We start from the raw sequence: 14,778 nt of genomic DNA, 5'->3' as shown, positions 1-14,778 counted from the left end.
TTCCCCTGCGTCAGGCTTAACCTGCTCCCATGCGTGGAGGCGCGTGCCATAACGAGGGGAGGACATAGCAATGACCATACAAGGCGCATCACCGGACCTGTACAATGACGATCTCGCCCCGGCGAAGGTTCGAAACTGGGGACCGTTCTCGATCTTCAACGTCTGGACGTCGGATGTCCACAGCCTGTGGGGCTACTATCTGGCGGCCAGCCTGTTCCTGTTTTGCGGCGGCTTCGTCAACTTCATCATCGCCATCGGTATCGGTTCGCTGATCATCTATGCATTGATGAACATGGTCGGCTATGCCGGCGTGAAGACCGGGGTGCCCTACCCTGTCCTGGCGCGTGCCTCCTTCGGCATCTGGGGCGCCAACATACCGGCGCTGGTGCGCGCCATAGTCGCCTGCTTTTGGTACGGCGCGCAGACGGCGGCTGCCTCAGGCGCGATCGTAGCTCTGCTGATCCGCTCGCAGTGGTTCGCCGACTTCAACCAGAGCACACATTTCCTCGGCCACTCCGGGCTCGAGGTGATCTGCTTCGCCGTCATCTGGGCGCTGCAGCTCCTGATCATCCAGAAGGGCATGGAAACGGTGCGCCGCTTCCAGGATTGGGCCGGACCGGCGGTGTGGGTGATGATGCTGATCCTGGCCATCTATCTTTGCTTCAAGGCAGGCACCTTCGCCTTCACCAGCGACATCCCGATGGATGTGCTGCTGGAAAAGACGAAGGACGCGGGCGTGCCGGGCACGCCGGGCTCCTGGACCTCGCTGTTTGCGGTGGCGGCTATCTGGGTGACCTATTTCTCCGCCCTCTATCTCAACTTCTGCGATTTCGCCCGCTATGCGCCGGACAAGGCATCGCTGCGCAAGGGCAACATCTGGGGCCTGCCGGTCAATCTCATCCTGTTCTCGCTTGTCGCCGGCGTCACCACGATCGCCGCCTTCGACGTTTATGGCGAAGTGCTGCTGCATCCCGACCAGATCTCGGCGAAGTTCGACAGCTGGTTCCTGGCGGCGCTCGCAGCGCTGACTTTTGCGGTGGCGACGCTCGGCATCAATGTGGTGGCGAACTTCGTGTCGCCGGCCTTTGACTTCTCCAACGTTTTTCCACGCCAGATCGACTTCAAGAAGGGCGGTTACATCGCGGCGTTGATAGCGCTTGTGCTTTATCCTTTCGCGCCCTGGGAAGGCAGTGCTGCCTCCTTCGTCAACATCATCGGCGCGACGATGGGGCCGATCTTCGGCGTGATGATGGTCGACTATTACCTGATCCGGAAGGGCGAGGTCGATGTCGAGGCGCTCTACAGGGAGAATGGCGAATTCCGCTTCCAGGGCGGCTGGCATGTCAATGCCTTCATCGCCGCCGGTATCGGCGCGGTCTTCTCCTCGATCCTGCCAAACTTCACCAGCCTGCTGCCGTCATGGTGGGGCGTCTATGGCTGGTTCTTCGGCGTGGCAATTGCCGGCGTCATCTATTACGTGCTGCGCACGATGGCACTCGGTGCCGGAGCCAGGATAGCCAAGGCTTGAGCGATTCGGGGCGGCGCAAGCCGCCCCGTTCATTCTGCGACCATCTCGGCTAGGCGGCGTACAGTGTTCCAGTTGCGCGAGGTGCCGATGCCCAGGCGTTTGTGACTGACCGCTGCAAGCAGCCGCGAACTCGGCGTCTCGCGGGAAAAGACGATCCAGATGTCGCCGCCGACAATCCGCAGCTTCTCGCCCTTGCCGGCATATGCCTCAAGCGCCGCGGCGGCCTCGTCGCGAACGGGCGCCCGCATCACGCGCACCGCCACCTGGTCCGCGGCCTCAGCCGATTCGGCTGGGAACGGATTGCCGGCCGCCAGCCTCAGCCAGCCGTCGGCGCGGCACACGATGATGTCGACGTGGCGGCCGAAAGTCTTTGCGAACGCCGCCTCCAGCCGCTGCTCCAACGCCGCAAGTTCTGTTTCTTGCGCCTCGAAAACAAGATTGCCGGTCGCCACCAGCGTGCGCGGGTTATTCAGGCCCAGGCCTTCGGCCATCGCCTTCAGATCGGACATGACGACCCGCCGCCCCTCGCCCAGGACAATGCTGTAGAGCAGCGCGACGTAAGTTTGCATGGGCGGCTAGTCTAGACCAGCCGCGACTGCTCTACCGCCGCCTCGATGAAGCTGGCAAACAGCGGGTGTGGATCGAGCGGCCGGCTTTTCAGCTCGGGATGGTACTGCACGCCGATGAACCAGGGGTGGTCTGGATATTCGACCGTTTCCGGCAGCACGCCGTCCGGCGACATGCCGGCAAACACCAGGCCGCAATTCTCGAGCCGCTCCTTGTAGTCGACATTGACCTCGTAGCGGTGACGATGGCGTTCGGAAATCTGGGTATCGCCATAGATCGCAGCGATCTTCGATCCCTTGGCGAGGTCGGCCTGGTAGGCACCAAGCCGCATGGTACCGCCAAGGTCGCCGGTTTCCCTGCGCTTTTCCAGCATGTTGCCCTTCAGCCATTCGGTCATCAAGCCGACGACCGGCTCCTCGGTCGGGCCGAACTCGGTCGATGATGCGTGCTCGACGCCGGCCAGCGAGCGCGCCGCCTCGATGCAGGCCATCTGCATGCCGAAGCAGATGCCGAAATACGGCACCTTGCGCTCGCGCGCGAACTTCGCCGCCAGGATCTTGCCCTCCGAGCCGCGCTCGCCAAAACCGCCGGGGACGAGAATGCCATGGACCTTCTCCAGCCACGGCGCCGGGTCTTCCTTCTCGAATATCTCGCTTTCGATCCAGTCGAGCTTGACCTTCACCCGGTTGGCGAGGCCGCCATGCGACAGCGCCTCGATCAGCGATTTGTAGGCGTCCTTGAGGCCGGTATATTTGCCGACGACGGCAATGGTCACTTCGCCTTCCGGATTGTGGATGCGGTTGGACACCGCTTGCCACCGTTCCATGCGCGGCTTCGGCGCCGGATCGATGCCGAAGGCGGCCAGCACTTCCGAGTCGAGCCCTTCATTGTGATAGGCCATCGGCACGTCGTAGATGTGCGGGACGTCGAGCGCCTGGATGACGGCGCTTTCGCGGACATTGCAGAACAGCGACAGCTTTCTGCGCTCTTCCTTGGGGATCGGCCGGTCGGCGCGGACCAGCAGTATGTCGGGTGCAATGCCGATGCCGCGCAACTCCTTGACCGAATGCTGCGTCGGCTTGGTCTTCAGTTCGCCCGCCGTCGGAATGTAAGGCATTAAGGTCAGGTGGACGTAAACGGCATTGTTGCGCGGCAGGTCGTTGCCGAGCTGGCGGATCGCCTCCAGGAACGGCATCGCTTCGATGTCGCCGACGGTGCCGCCGATCTCGCACAGCACGAAATCGTAATCGTCATTGCCGTTGAGGACAAAGTTCTTGATCTCGTCGGTGACGTGCGGAATGACCTGCACGGTGGCGCCGAGATAGTCGCCGCGCCGCTCGCGCTCGATGATGTTCTTATAGATCCGGCCGGTGGTGATGTTGTCTTGCTGGTTGGCCGAGCGGCCGGTGAAGCGCTCATAATGGCCAAGATCGAGATCGGTCTCGGCCCCGTCATCGGTCACGAAGACTTCGCCGTGCTGATAGGGCGACATCGTGCCGGGATCGACATTGAGATAGGGATCGAGCTTTTTGATACGTGCGCGATAGCCCCGCGCCTGCAAGAGAGCCCCAAGGGCCGCCGCAGCAATGCCTTTTCCAAGTGAGGAAACCACGCCGCCTGTGATGAATACATATCGCGCCATGGGAGTCATCGCTTAACGCGGCCGAATTGATTCCGCCAGAGAAAAAACCGCCGCGAAGGCTTTTTCCCAAGAAGGCGCTCTGGTCGTTGGCGTATCAAACAAAAGGGCCGGCGAGGCCGGCCCTTTTGGCACGATCTGTCAAAGCGTCAGATGATGACGACTTTGGTGCCTACTTTCACCCGGCGGTAAAGGTCCATGACGTGCTCGTTGATCATGCGGAAGCAGCCATTGGAGGCGCTGGTTCCGATCGACTGCGGCGCGATGGTGCCGTGAATGCGCAGGTGGGTATCCTTCTTGCCGTCGTAAAGATAGATGGCGCGCGCACCGAGCGGATTGTCGCCGCCGCCGGGCATACCGTCCTTGTACTGGCCATAGTGCTTGGGTTCGCGCTTTTGCATATCCAGCGTCGGAATCCAGCGCGGCCATTCCTGCTTGTCGCCGACGGCAACCGTACCCTTGAACTGCAGGCCTTCCCGGCCGACCGCGATGGCATAACGGCGGGCGGTTGACGATGATTCGACGAGGTAGAGACGGCGAGCGCTGGTATCGATGACGATGGTGCCCGGGTTGTAGCCGGTGAATTCGACCTCCTGCGGCACGAATTCCGGCTTGACCTTGAACTGCCGCTTGGCCTGCTTCCTTTCGAGCGCGGCGTCGAGCGCGCGTGTTTCCGGAAGCAGCGACATTGACGACGAAGATGTGCCGCCGAACAGTCCCGCGAACAGCCCGACGCTCTGCGGCTTCTGCCCCACCGGTTCGCTGCGCAACTCGCCATTGTTGCCGGTCAGGGCAACGTTCATGGCCTCGGCCGGGATCGGCTCGGCCGACTGGATCGGCGCAATCGGTTCGATGATGTTGAGGGTCTTCTTCTTCTTGGCTGGCGTAGCGTCAGCCACCTTCGCCGCCGCGAGCGGCTGGCTCTTCTTGGCAAGGAATGCCTGCCGTTCCGCATCGGCTTTGGCTTTCGCCGCCTCCCGCATCGCCAGCTTCCTGGCTTCGAGTGCTTTGGCGCGAGCGGCTTCCTTGTCGGCTGCGATCTTGGCTTCGATCTTGCGGATCTGCGCAAGGTCGTCCGGCGTCGGATCTTTCTTCTTCTTGAGAAGCTTCAATTGCGCCGCATCGCTTTTGGCAGCGACGTTGACGACGTCGGTTGTTGCTGCGGCTTTATGGGCCGAGTTTGCCGTCGGCATGGCCGCGTAAGCGGGCGCACCTAGGCTGAGCACGGCACAAAGGCCGGCAAAAATGAAGCTGCGAAGCTGCATGGGGAAGATCCGATCGTTCAATGCTTGTTGCCCACGGCGTCGCCCGGCGCCCCCCAAGGACGCCGAGAATGCCGCGTGCAACCTATAATCGATTAGCCGGAAGCGCCTCAAGCGCGCGGTGCGGTCGAATCTTCGTGATCGTGCGGCATTTGCCCCGACTGTGTTCAAACGACAACAGATCGCGGCATAAGATGCCCGATTACTGGTTGGGGACCTGCGGCGTGGCCGGCGCGGTGGCGCCGTTTGTCGCTGGCGGCGTCGCCGGAGCGGTTGCCGGCGGCGTCGTTGCCGCGCCATTGCCGGACGGCGGGGTCGGCGCCGTGGTGCCCGAAGGCGGCGTCGGCGTCGTGGTTCCGGGCAATTGGTTGAGTACGCCCTTGCCTGCCCCGTCCGAGGTCGCCGGCACGCGATCGAGAATGTCGATCGGCTTCTCGCCATAGCGCGCTACGATCGACAGTGTCAGCGAAGTGACGAAGAAAGCTGCGGCCAGGATCGCCGTCGCCCGCGTCAGCGCATTGGCGGCGCCACGCGCGGTCATGAAGCCCGATCCGCCGCCGATGCCGAGGCCGCCGCCTTCGGAGCGCTGCAGCAGCACCACGCCGACAAGCGCGAGCACGACCATGAGGTGGACGACGATCAGTACGGTTTCCATAATTTACCCTGGCAAGGCCTTGTGCGGCCGCTGATTTGGAGGCGGCTCAATACAATGCTTTGACGGCATTTCCAAGCCCGTGGCCGGAATATGGGAAGCAATGCGTCCTTTGCAACGATTTCGGCGCCGGCCGTCCGCTCAAATGCAGCAAGCAGCCCTTGTATCAAGCGATGTTTCGATAGGCTTCCGCGATGCCGAGGAAGTCCGCCGCCTTTAGGCTGGCGCCGCCGACCAGCGCGCCATCGACATTCCTGACGCCGAGCAACTCGACGGCGTTGGACGGCTTGACCGAGCCGCCGTAGAGAATGCGCATCTTGGCCGCCGTATTGCCGAGCTTCCGGGCCAGTTCTTCGCGGATATGCGCATGTGCCTCGGCGACGTCGGCGGCGGTCGGGGTCAAGCCGGTCCCAATCGCCCATATTGGCTCATAGGCAATGACGGTGTTGGAGGCCGTGGCGTTTGGCGGGACCGAGCCAGCGACCTGGCGCGACAGCACGTCGAGCGTGGCTCCTGCTTCGCGTTCGGCTCTTGTCTCACCAATGCAGACGATGGCCACCAGCCCGGCACGCCATGCGGCAGAGGCCTTGGCCTGCACTAAGGCATCGTCCTCCTTGCGATCGGCGCGGCATTCGGAATGGCCGACAATGACATGGCTGGCTCCTGCATCCTTCAGCATCTCGGCCGAAATGCAGCCGGTATAGGCGCCGCTTTCCTCGGTGTGGCAATCCTCTCCGCCGGCCCGCACCGGTGTGCGCGACAGAATCTCGGCGGCGTGCGCAAGTAAGGTCGCCGGCACGCAGAGCACCGCTTCGGTCTCGGCGTCGAGCCCGCTCATGAAGCCGTTGCCAATCATCCTGAGCTCGTTGAGCGAGGCGCTGGTACCGTTCATTTTCCAGTTGCCGGCGACGAGCGGGCGGATTCCAGGCGTCATGGGATTGTTTCTCCGGGCAATTTCCAGCTGGCCCTCACTATCAAAATCAGGCCACAAAGCAATCGACAGTGAGCAGGAAGGGCGCTATTGCGCTTGTTTCAGACTCGGCGCATGCGAAATGCGCAAAAAATCGGAAGTACTCATGCTTGGTATGTTGAGAAGTGCGGCGGGGACCTGGGTCGCGAAACTGCTGCTGTCATTGTTGGTGTTGAGCTTCGCCGTCTGGGGTATCTCGGGACGGCTGATGGGCGGTCTTGCCGGCCATGACGCCGTGATCACGGCCGGAGGCACCAAGGTCTCTATCAACGAATACCGCCTCGCCTACGATCGCCAGCTCAGCGTCATGTCGCAGCAATTTGGCCAGCGCATCAGCCGTGAGCAGGCGACGGCGCTCGGCATCGACAACCAGGTGCTGGCGCAACTCGTATCGGGTGCCGTCCTCGACGAGCAGGCCCGCAAGCTCGGCCTCGGCCTGTCCAAGGACCGGCTCGCCGAACTGACGCGTGAAGACCCGGCGTTCAAAGGGCCCGCCGGAACCTTCGACAGGAGAACGTTCGAGTACCTGCTTCGGCAGATCGGCATGCGGCCGGAAGACTATTTGAAGAACCGCGCCCAAGTCGCGGTCCGCCAGCAGATCGTCGAGGCGGTTTCGGACGGCCTCAAGGCCCCTGATACATTCTTCAAGGCGGTCGCGCTCTATCGCGGCGAAGATCGCACCATCGACTACCTGACCTTGCCGAAATCGCTTGTCGAGCCGATAGAAGCGCCGTCCGACAGCGTGCTTTCGGCCTATTTCGAGGAAAACAAGAAAACCTACGCCGCTCCCGAATACCGCAAGTTCTCCTATGTCAGGCTCGAGCCGGAAGACATCATGGATTTGAGCGCGGTGACCGACCAACAGGTCAGCGACGACTACAACAAGAACAAGGCGCGCTACACCACGCCGGAGATGCGCACCATCGAGCAGCTTGTATTCAAGACGCCTGATGCCGCAAAGGCGGCGCTCGGTTCGCTCAGGACCGGCGCGACCTTCGACAAGATCGTCGCCGCCGAGGGCAAGACCCCGGCCGACACGCTGCTCGGCACGCTGGCCAAGGACAAGATCGCCGACAAGGCGGTCGCCGACGCTGCCTTCAAGCTCAACGTCAATGAGGTCAGCCCGGTCGTACAAGGCGCATTTGGTCCCGTTCTGCTGCGCGTCACCGAGATCAAGCCGGAAGTGGTGAAGCCGCTGGCCGAAGTATCCGAGCAGATCCGCAAGGACCTGGCACTGGGCGAGGCAAGCCGCATCTTGCTGGACGTGCACGACAATTACGAGGATACGCGCGCCTCGGGCAGTTCGCTCGCCGAGGCAGCCGCCAAATTGAAGCTGAAGGTCGTCACCATCGACGCCATCGACCGCACCGGCCAACGGCCGGATGGAAGTATCGTCAAAGACCTGCCAGAATCGCCGGCGCTCATCAAGGCGGTGTTCGAATCCGAACCCGGAACCGACAATGAAGGTCTCACCACCGCCGATAACGGCTTCGTCTTCTACGACGTGAGCGCGATCACGCCGGCCCGTGACCGCACGTTGGACGAAGTCCGCCAGAAGGTCGTGGCCGACTGGACCGCGGCGGAGACCACCAAACGGCTCACCGCAAAAGCACAAGAGCTCGAGAAGCGTCTCAAGGCCGGCGCCACGCTGGAGGTGATCGCCGGTGAGCTCAAGCTCGAAAAACAGACCAAGCGCGGCGTCAAGCGCGATGCTGACGACGTCGATTTCGGCAAGGAAGGGGCCGCCGCGATGTTCGGCGTCGGCGAAGGCGGCACCGGGCTGATCCCCTCGCCCACCGGCGACGGACAGATCTTGTTCAAGGTTGCCGAGGTATTCGAGCCCGCCGGGGCCGACGCCAGCTCAGTACCCCAGGACGCACAGAAATCCTTCACATCCGGCATGTCCGACGACCTGCTCGACCAGTTGGTAGCGCAGTTGCAGACGCAATATGACGTCCGCATCGATCAGACGGCCGTAACCCAAGCCCTGGCCAGATGAGCGCACTGAAGATCCACATCGCCAAGGTCGCCGCCGGCAGCGCTCTTTCTTTCGAGGAGGCGCGCGAGGCCTTCGACATTATCATGTCGGGCGATGCTACTCCGGGCCAGATAGGCGGCTTCCTGATGGCATTGCGCGTGCGCGGCGAGACCGTCAGCGAGATCGTCGGCGCTGTCGCCACCATGCGCGCCAAGATGCTGCGCGTCGAAGCCCCCGAGGGCGCCATCGACATTGTCGGCACCGGCGGCGACAATTCGCACAGCGTCAACATTTCGACCGCATCCGCCTTCGTCATCGCCGGCAGCGGCGTGCCCGTCGCCAAGCACGGCAATCGCGGACTGTCCTCGCTGACCGGCGCCGCCGATGTGCTGATCGCATTGGGCGTCAAGATCGACATCCCTCCGGAGACGATCGGCCGCTGCATTCACGAGGCCGGCGTTGGCTTCATGTTCGCGCCGGCGCATCACCCGGCGATGAAGCATGTCGGCCCGACCCGGGTCGAGCTCGGCACCCGCACCATCTTCAATCTGCTGGGCCCGCTTTCCAATCCGGCCAGTGTCAGACGGCAGATGGTCGGCGTGTTCCTGCCCGAATGGATCATGCCGGTGGCAGAAACGTTGAAGGAGCTTGGCGCCGACCACGCCTGGGTCGTCCATGGCGACGGCTATGACGAGATCACCACCACCGGCGAAACGCAGGTCGCCGAATTGGCCGGCGGCGAGATACGCAGCTTTGTGCTGACCCCGGAAGCAGTCGGGCTGACGCGTCACACCAAGGACGAGTTGCGCGGCGGCGACGCCGCCCACAACGCCCAGGCACTGCGCGACATGCTGGGCGGCGCCGCTGGCGCCTTTCGCGATACGGTGCTGATGAATGCCGGCGCCGGGCTGGTGGTAGCCGGCAAGGCGACGACGCTTGCCGACGGCATGGTAACGGCGGCGCAGGCCATCGACAGCGGCCGCGCGCTGAAAGTGCTCGACAGGCTGGTCGAGATTTCGAACGGTTAAAACCATGTCCGACATCCTGCGCAAGATCGAGGCTTACAAGCGCGACGAGATCGCGGCGGCCAAGGCACGCGTGCCATTGGCCGAGATCAAGGCACGGGCGACGGATGCCGACGCGCCGCGCGGATTTCTTTCCGCCCTTGAAGCAACGCGCAAATCCGGCGGGTTTGCGCTGATTGCCGAAATCAAGAAAGCTAGCCCATCCAAAGGCCTGATCCGCGCCGATTTCGATCCGCCGGCGCTGGCCAGGGCCTATGCGAAAGCCGGTGCCGCCTGCCTTTCGGTGCTGACCGACACACCCTCTTTCCAAGGCGCGCCCGAATTCCTCACCGCTGCGCGCGCTGCCGTCGAGTTGCCTACCTTACGCAAGGATTTCCTGTTCGACCCCTATCAGGTCTACGAGGCCAGGGCATGGGGCGCCGATGCCATCCTGATCATTATGGCCAGCGTCGACGACGCGTTGGCAAGAGAACTCGAAGCGACAGCTTTCGGGCTCGGCATGGACGCGCTGGTCGAAGTGCATGATGAGGCGGAAATGGAACGTGCGCTGCGGCTGTCGTCGCGGCTGATCGGCATCAACAATCGCAATCTCCGGACTTTCGAAACCAGCCTCGAGACCTCGGAACGGCTGGTACCGATGGTGCCGGGCGGCCGCCTTCTAGTCAGTGAGAGCGGAATCTTTTCGCATGACGATTGCCGCCGGCTGGAGCGGAGCGGCATCGCTACTTTCCTGGTCGGCGAGAGCCTGATGCGTCAACAGGACGTGGCTGCGGCAACGCGCCTGCTGTTGACGGGCAAGGCGCCGGCAGAGGCGATCTGAGATGGCGGCCGCCCTCACCCATCTTGGCGCGCAGGGCGAAGCCAACATGGTCGATGTCGGCGGCAAGGCTGAGACGGTGCGCACGGCAGTCGCGGAAGGTTTTGTCGCGATGCGGCCCGAGACATTGGGCATGATCCTCGCCGGCGATGCCAAGAAAGGCGATGTGCTGGGCACCGCCCGCATTGCCGGCATCATGGCGGCCAAGAAGACGCATGAACTGATCCCGCTTTGCCATCCGCTGCTGCTAACCAGGATATCTGTCGATATCGAGCCGGACGCCGCACTGCCCGGCCTGAAGGTGACGGCTTTGACCCGCGTCACTGGCAAGACCGGCGTTGAAATGGAGGCCTTGAGTGCCGTCTCGGTCGCTTGCCTGACCATCTACGACATGGCCAAGGCGATCGACCGCGCCATGGTCATCTCCGGCATCAGGCTGGTTGAAAAGACCGGCGGTAAATCCGGCGACTACAAGATCACCGGGGCCACCGAGGCAGGCCGCTAATGGCGCTGGTCCCAGTTGCCGAGGCGCTCGAGCGCCTGCTGGACGGAGCAGTTGCACTGCCGGGCGAACGTGTCGCGCTGCTGGATGCCGCCGACCGCGTGCTGGCGGAGCCGGTTGTGGCGCTCCGCACCCAGCCGCCGTTCAACGCCTCCGCCATGGACGGCTATGCCGTGCGGGCGGCTGACATCGCGTCCCTACCCGCAAGGCTTTCGGTGATCGGCATAGCGCCGGCCGGACGCGGCTTTGCCGGAACGGTGCAGCAGCGGCAGGCCGTGCGCATCTTTACCGGCGCGCCGCTTCCCGAAGGCACCGACACTATCGTCATCCAGGAGAACGTCCGCGACCTCGGCGGCGGCAGCGTCGAAGTGACAGAGCCGACGGTGCAGGGGCGCAACATCCGCCGCCTTGGGCTCGATTTCGCCAAGGGCGATGTCCTGCTGCCCAAAGGCCGCCTGCTCGATTCGGCCGCCTTGTCGCTGGCGGCATCGGCCAATCACCCCGAGGTCGGCGTGGTCAAACGGCCGCTGGTCGCCATCATCGCCACCGGCGACGAATTGCTGCCGCCGGGCAGCGAGCTTGGCCCCGACCAGATCATCTCCTCTAACGCCTATGGTGTCGCTGCCGCCGCACAGTCGGTCGGTGCGCGGGCGCTCGACCTCGGTATCGCGCCGGACCGCAGGGAGGCGATCGCGGCATTGGTTGAAAAGGCCGTGAAGGCTGGCGCGAACGTCATCGTCACGCTGGGCGGTGCCTCGGTCGGCGACCACGACTTCGTCCATGACGTGCTGACCGGGCAAGGCATGACGCTCGATTTCTGGAAGATCGCCATGCGACCGGGCAAGCCGCTGATGTTCGGGCGGCTGGGCGACATTCGCTGCATCGGCCTGCCCGGCAACCCCGTGGCGAGCCTGGTCTGCGCTCAGCTCTTCCTGAAGCCGCTGCTGGCGCGGCTCGGCGGCCGCGCCTTTCAGCAGGATATCCGTCGGGCACGGCTCGGTGCTGCCATGCCGGCCAACGATCTCAGGCAAGATTATGTGCGGGCTGTTGTCACAGACGACGCCGGTGCGCTCGTGGCGACGCCGTTCGGCATCCAGGACTCCTCGATGCTGAAAATGCTGGCCGATGCCAACGGGCTGATCGTCCGCGCGCCGTTCGCGCCTGCTGCGGCGGCGGGCTCCCCCTGCGACGTGCTGATGCTACGCTGAACCTGCCTCACTCCGAGGTCAAGGTCCGGGTCAGCGGATGGTCTGGATCGGCCAAACCGTCGATGATGTTGAAATGATGCCGGTCGGGCTCGACCACGGAGCTGGTCGCGGCACCCAGGCCGATCCAGATGTTGGCCAGCAACGCGCTCTGGCGCAGGAATTCGGCGCGCTCGCCGCCGCCGGCCCAGCAGGTCAGGCGGGCCTTTTCCATCGGGCGCAGCAGCACCGGACTTTCGGCCTGCGCCTCGGCCTCATCGATCGCCAGCGTCTCGTTCATGCCGGTGCGCATGATCGGGCGCAAATCATGCACCCCCGAGATCGACACCACGTGACGAACGCGCCGGACCACTTCGGGCGCCAGCGGCGTTGTCCTGGTAACCATCCGGCTAACAAGATGGCCGCCGGCCGAGTGCCCGGTCAGCATCAGCGGCCCTGCGACCATCGCCGCCGCCTTGCCTATCGCCGCGCCGACTTCCTTGACGATGCTGCCAATGCGTATCTGCGGACAGAGCGTGTAGGACGGCATGGCAACTGCATAGCCGCGATCAACAGCGCCCGCGGCAAGATGTGACCAGAAACTCTTGTCGAATGCCATCCAGTAGCCGCCATGGACGAACACCACGACCCCCTTCGGCTTGGTGGCCGGCAGGAAAAGATCGAACCGGTTGCGTGGGTTATCGCCATAGGCCAGGTCGAGCCGCGCCCTGCCCTCGGTCGAAAGCGCCTCGCGGAAAACCTGCGCGGGCTCGACCCAGGCCGCCGGCCAGCGATCGCTGCCGGCTATGTTGGCGCCGTTGGCATAGGCGTTGTCCCAATCGGCAATATGACGTTCGAACACCCTGCGCCCTCCCTGGCAATATGGCCTTGCAACCTAGCCGCGAGCATCGCGCGGCGCATCATCGCCAGCCTCACGATTCCAGCTCTCGCATCAATCTCAAGTGACAGCCGCCTTGATGGCGAAGCGCGCATCCTTCCACGCACCGGTGCGCAGGATGTCCTCAAGCACTTCGACGGCCTGCCAGACATCGGCATAGCCGACATAGAGCGGGGTGAAGCCGAAGCGCATGGTCGATGGCGCGCGAAAATCGCCGATCACACCACGTTCGATCAGCGCGCGCATGATCTGGTAGCCATGCTCATGCATGAATGAAATCTGGCTGCCGCGTTTTTCCCCATCGCGCGTGCTTTCGAGCGTGAGACCGTAAGTGCCGCACTTTGCCTCGACAAGCTCGATGAACAGATCGGCCAGTGCGATGCTCTTCTTGCGCACCGCAGTCATGTCGACATCGTCCCAGATGTCGAGCGCGCCCTTCAGCGTGCGCATCGAAAGGATCGGCTGGGTGCCGCACAGAAACCGGCGGATGCCGGTGCCGGCCGCATAGCCTGGCTCGAAGGCGAAGGGCCGTGCATGGCCCCACCAGCCGGTGAGCGGCTGCTGGATGTCGGAAAGATGCCGCTCAGCCGCATAGATGAAGGCAGGCGCGCCCGGGCCGCCATTCAGATATTTATAGGTGCAGCCAACGGCAAAATCGGCGTTTGCTTTGTCGAGCTCGACTGGCATCGCGCCAGCGGTGTGGCAGAGATCCCAGACGATCATCGCCCCGGCTTCCTGGGCCCTGCGCGTCAGAGCCGGCATGTCGCGCAGTTCGCCCGATTGTAGTTGACGTGATTGACCAGCACCACGGCGGTGCGATCGTCGATCAGTTCCTCGATGGTCGGCGCGTCGACCCCCGAGAGGCGCAGCAGCGCATCTTTTCGCGTCGAAACCACACCCTCAGCCATGTAGAGGTCTGTCGGAAAACTATCGCCCTCGGCGACGATGGCCTGCCGCTCCGGTCGCATGGCCATGGCCGCGTGCAGCAGCTTGTAGATGTTGACCGACGTCGTGTCGCAGACCACCGTCTGGCCGACCGCGGCACCGATCAGGCGCCCGAACTGGTCGCCAAGTTCAAGCGGCATGTTGAACCAGCGGGCCGTGTTCCATGCGCGGATGAGATCATGCGACCATTCTTCGGTCGCGGCCTTGCGCAATTCATCGAAGGCGGCACGTGAAGCAGCTCCTAGCGAATTGCCGTCGAGATAGATCACTCCTTGCGGCAACACAAAGCGGTCGCGTATCGCGCGCAGCGGATCCGCGGCATCCATCGCCTTTACGGCCACGAGATCGGGAATTCCCGTCATGATTTGCCTGCTCCCCCAAAAAATCCAACGCAACGCCGGACACGTATCGACTGTTCTTCCATTACCTGGTTGCGCGCAGCAAGGCTCCACCGGCGAGAAGCAGCCTGACCAGGCGGTGGAAACCGGGACTTAACCCCGAGGTTGGCGTTTTGAGTTCGTTTCGTTCACGGTGCATTGACCAAACCGCACATTCGATAGGGGTTCACTTCCGTGCCCTTTGCCGACGGACGGCCGATGCCAATGCGCCCTTCCGGGACGCCAGAAGGGCGCAAACGAAAGCAGAATCAAGGCGATGAGGCTCGCGGCGGCGAAAATACGGTGCGCCGGCAGGGGACGTCGTTTGTTTCCCGAGCCTTAACGCATTCATTAAACTTTAAACAGTTGCGGAACACAACTGGAACAGATAGTGTCTGTTCTGGGTTTGTTTTCTGATTCTGTTGGGGGTCGCT

Annotated in this window: 12 protein-coding genes and 1 pseudogene; 6 read left to right on the top strand and 7 right to left on the bottom strand. The window is 63.3% G+C overall.

Translation table 11 applies throughout. From position 1 onward, the window contains the following. The first annotated feature begins 70 nt into the window (after positions 1 to 70). Positions 71 to 1,528, top strand: coding sequence for an NCS1 family nucleobase:cation symporter-1 (locus NKJ17_RS11250; protein WP_352688349.1), 1,458 nt, complete (start codon positions 71 to 73; stop codon positions 1,526 to 1,528). 29 nt (positions 1,529 to 1,557) lie between these two features. Here NKJ17_RS11250 and NKJ17_RS11245 read toward each other — a convergent pair whose 3' ends face one another. The 5 genes from NKJ17_RS11245 to tpiA all read right to left on the bottom strand — a co-directional run bounded on the left by NKJ17_RS11245 (position 1,558) and on the right by tpiA (position 6,582). After that, positions 1,558 to 2,097, bottom strand: a complete 540-nt coding sequence (locus NKJ17_RS11245; protein WP_352688347.1) for a DUF1697 domain-containing protein — start codon at positions 2,095 to 2,097, stop codon at positions 1,558 to 1,560. Positions 2,098 to 2,108: 11 nt separating this feature from the next. Then, a complete protein-coding gene (gene pyrG, locus NKJ17_RS11240; protein ID WP_352478901.1) occupies positions 2,109 to 3,737 on the bottom strand; it encodes a CTP synthase in 1,629 nt (542 codons plus the stop codon). Between the two features lie 146 nt (positions 3,738 to 3,883). After that, positions 3,884 to 4,999: a L,D-transpeptidase gene (locus NKJ17_RS11235; RefSeq protein WP_352688346.1), complete on the bottom strand. Its 1,116-nt coding sequence runs from the start codon at positions 4,997 to 4,999 to the stop codon at positions 3,884 to 3,886. 199 nt (positions 5,000 to 5,198) lie between these two features. After that, complete coding sequence (gene secG, locus NKJ17_RS11230) at positions 5,199 to 5,651, bottom strand: preprotein translocase subunit SecG (RefSeq protein WP_254817294.1); 453 nt, start codon at positions 5,649 to 5,651, stop codon at positions 5,199 to 5,201. Between the two features lie 163 nt (positions 5,652 to 5,814). Then, complete coding sequence (gene tpiA, locus NKJ17_RS11225) at positions 5,815 to 6,582, bottom strand: triose-phosphate isomerase (protein ID WP_352688344.1); 768 nt, start codon at positions 6,580 to 6,582, stop codon at positions 5,815 to 5,817. A 142-nt stretch (positions 6,583 to 6,724) separates the two neighbouring features. Between tpiA and NKJ17_RS11220 the strand changes: the two genes are divergently transcribed. The 5 genes from NKJ17_RS11220 to NKJ17_RS11200 are packed head-to-tail and all read left to right on the top strand — an operon-like array spanning position 6,725 to position 12,148. Next, entirely contained in the window at positions 6,725 to 8,617 is a 1,893-nt protein-coding gene (locus NKJ17_RS11220) for a SurA N-terminal domain-containing protein (RefSeq protein WP_352688342.1), read from the top strand. Further along, entirely contained in the window at positions 8,614 to 9,624 is a 1,011-nt protein-coding gene (gene trpD / locus NKJ17_RS11215; RefSeq protein ID WP_352688340.1) for an anthranilate phosphoribosyltransferase, read from the top strand. The genes NKJ17_RS11220 and trpD overlap by 4 nt, the downstream gene beginning before the upstream one ends. A gap of 4 nt (positions 9,625 to 9,628) precedes the next feature. Next, entirely contained in the window at positions 9,629 to 10,441 is an 813-nt protein-coding gene (gene trpC / locus NKJ17_RS11210) for an indole-3-glycerol phosphate synthase TrpC (protein WP_352688338.1), read from the top strand. A gap of 1 nt (position 10,442) precedes the next feature. After that, a complete protein-coding gene (gene moaC, locus NKJ17_RS11205) occupies positions 10,443 to 10,943 on the top strand; it encodes a cyclic pyranopterin monophosphate synthase MoaC (RefSeq protein ID WP_352688336.1) in 501 nt (166 codons plus the stop codon). Beyond that, positions 10,943 to 12,148 (top strand): molybdopterin molybdotransferase MoeA, encoded by a 1,206-nt coding sequence (locus NKJ17_RS11200; protein ID WP_352688334.1) that lies wholly within the window; start codon positions 10,943 to 10,945, stop codon positions 12,146 to 12,148. Before moaC ends, NKJ17_RS11200 begins: the two co-directional genes overlap by 1 nt. A 7-nt stretch (positions 12,149 to 12,155) precedes the next feature. Here NKJ17_RS11200 and NKJ17_RS11195 read toward each other — a convergent pair whose 3' ends face one another. Further along, complete coding sequence (locus NKJ17_RS11195; protein ID WP_352688332.1) at positions 12,156 to 12,986, bottom strand: hormone-sensitive lipase; 831 nt, start codon at positions 12,984 to 12,986, stop codon at positions 12,156 to 12,158. Between the two features lie 96 nt (positions 12,987 to 13,082). Further along, a pseudogene (kynU, locus tag NKJ17_RS11190) lies at positions 13,083 to 14,329 on the bottom strand (kynureninase). Positions 14,330 to 14,778 lie beyond the last annotated feature (449 nt).

Origin of the sequence: Mesorhizobium sp. M0208, assembly GCF_040322015.1 — a bacterium.
In the GTDB taxonomy this organism is placed as follows: domain Bacteria; phylum Pseudomonadota; class Alphaproteobacteria; order Rhizobiales; family Rhizobiaceae; genus Mesorhizobium.
This window is presented reverse-complemented; position numbering and strand designations above follow the sequence as displayed.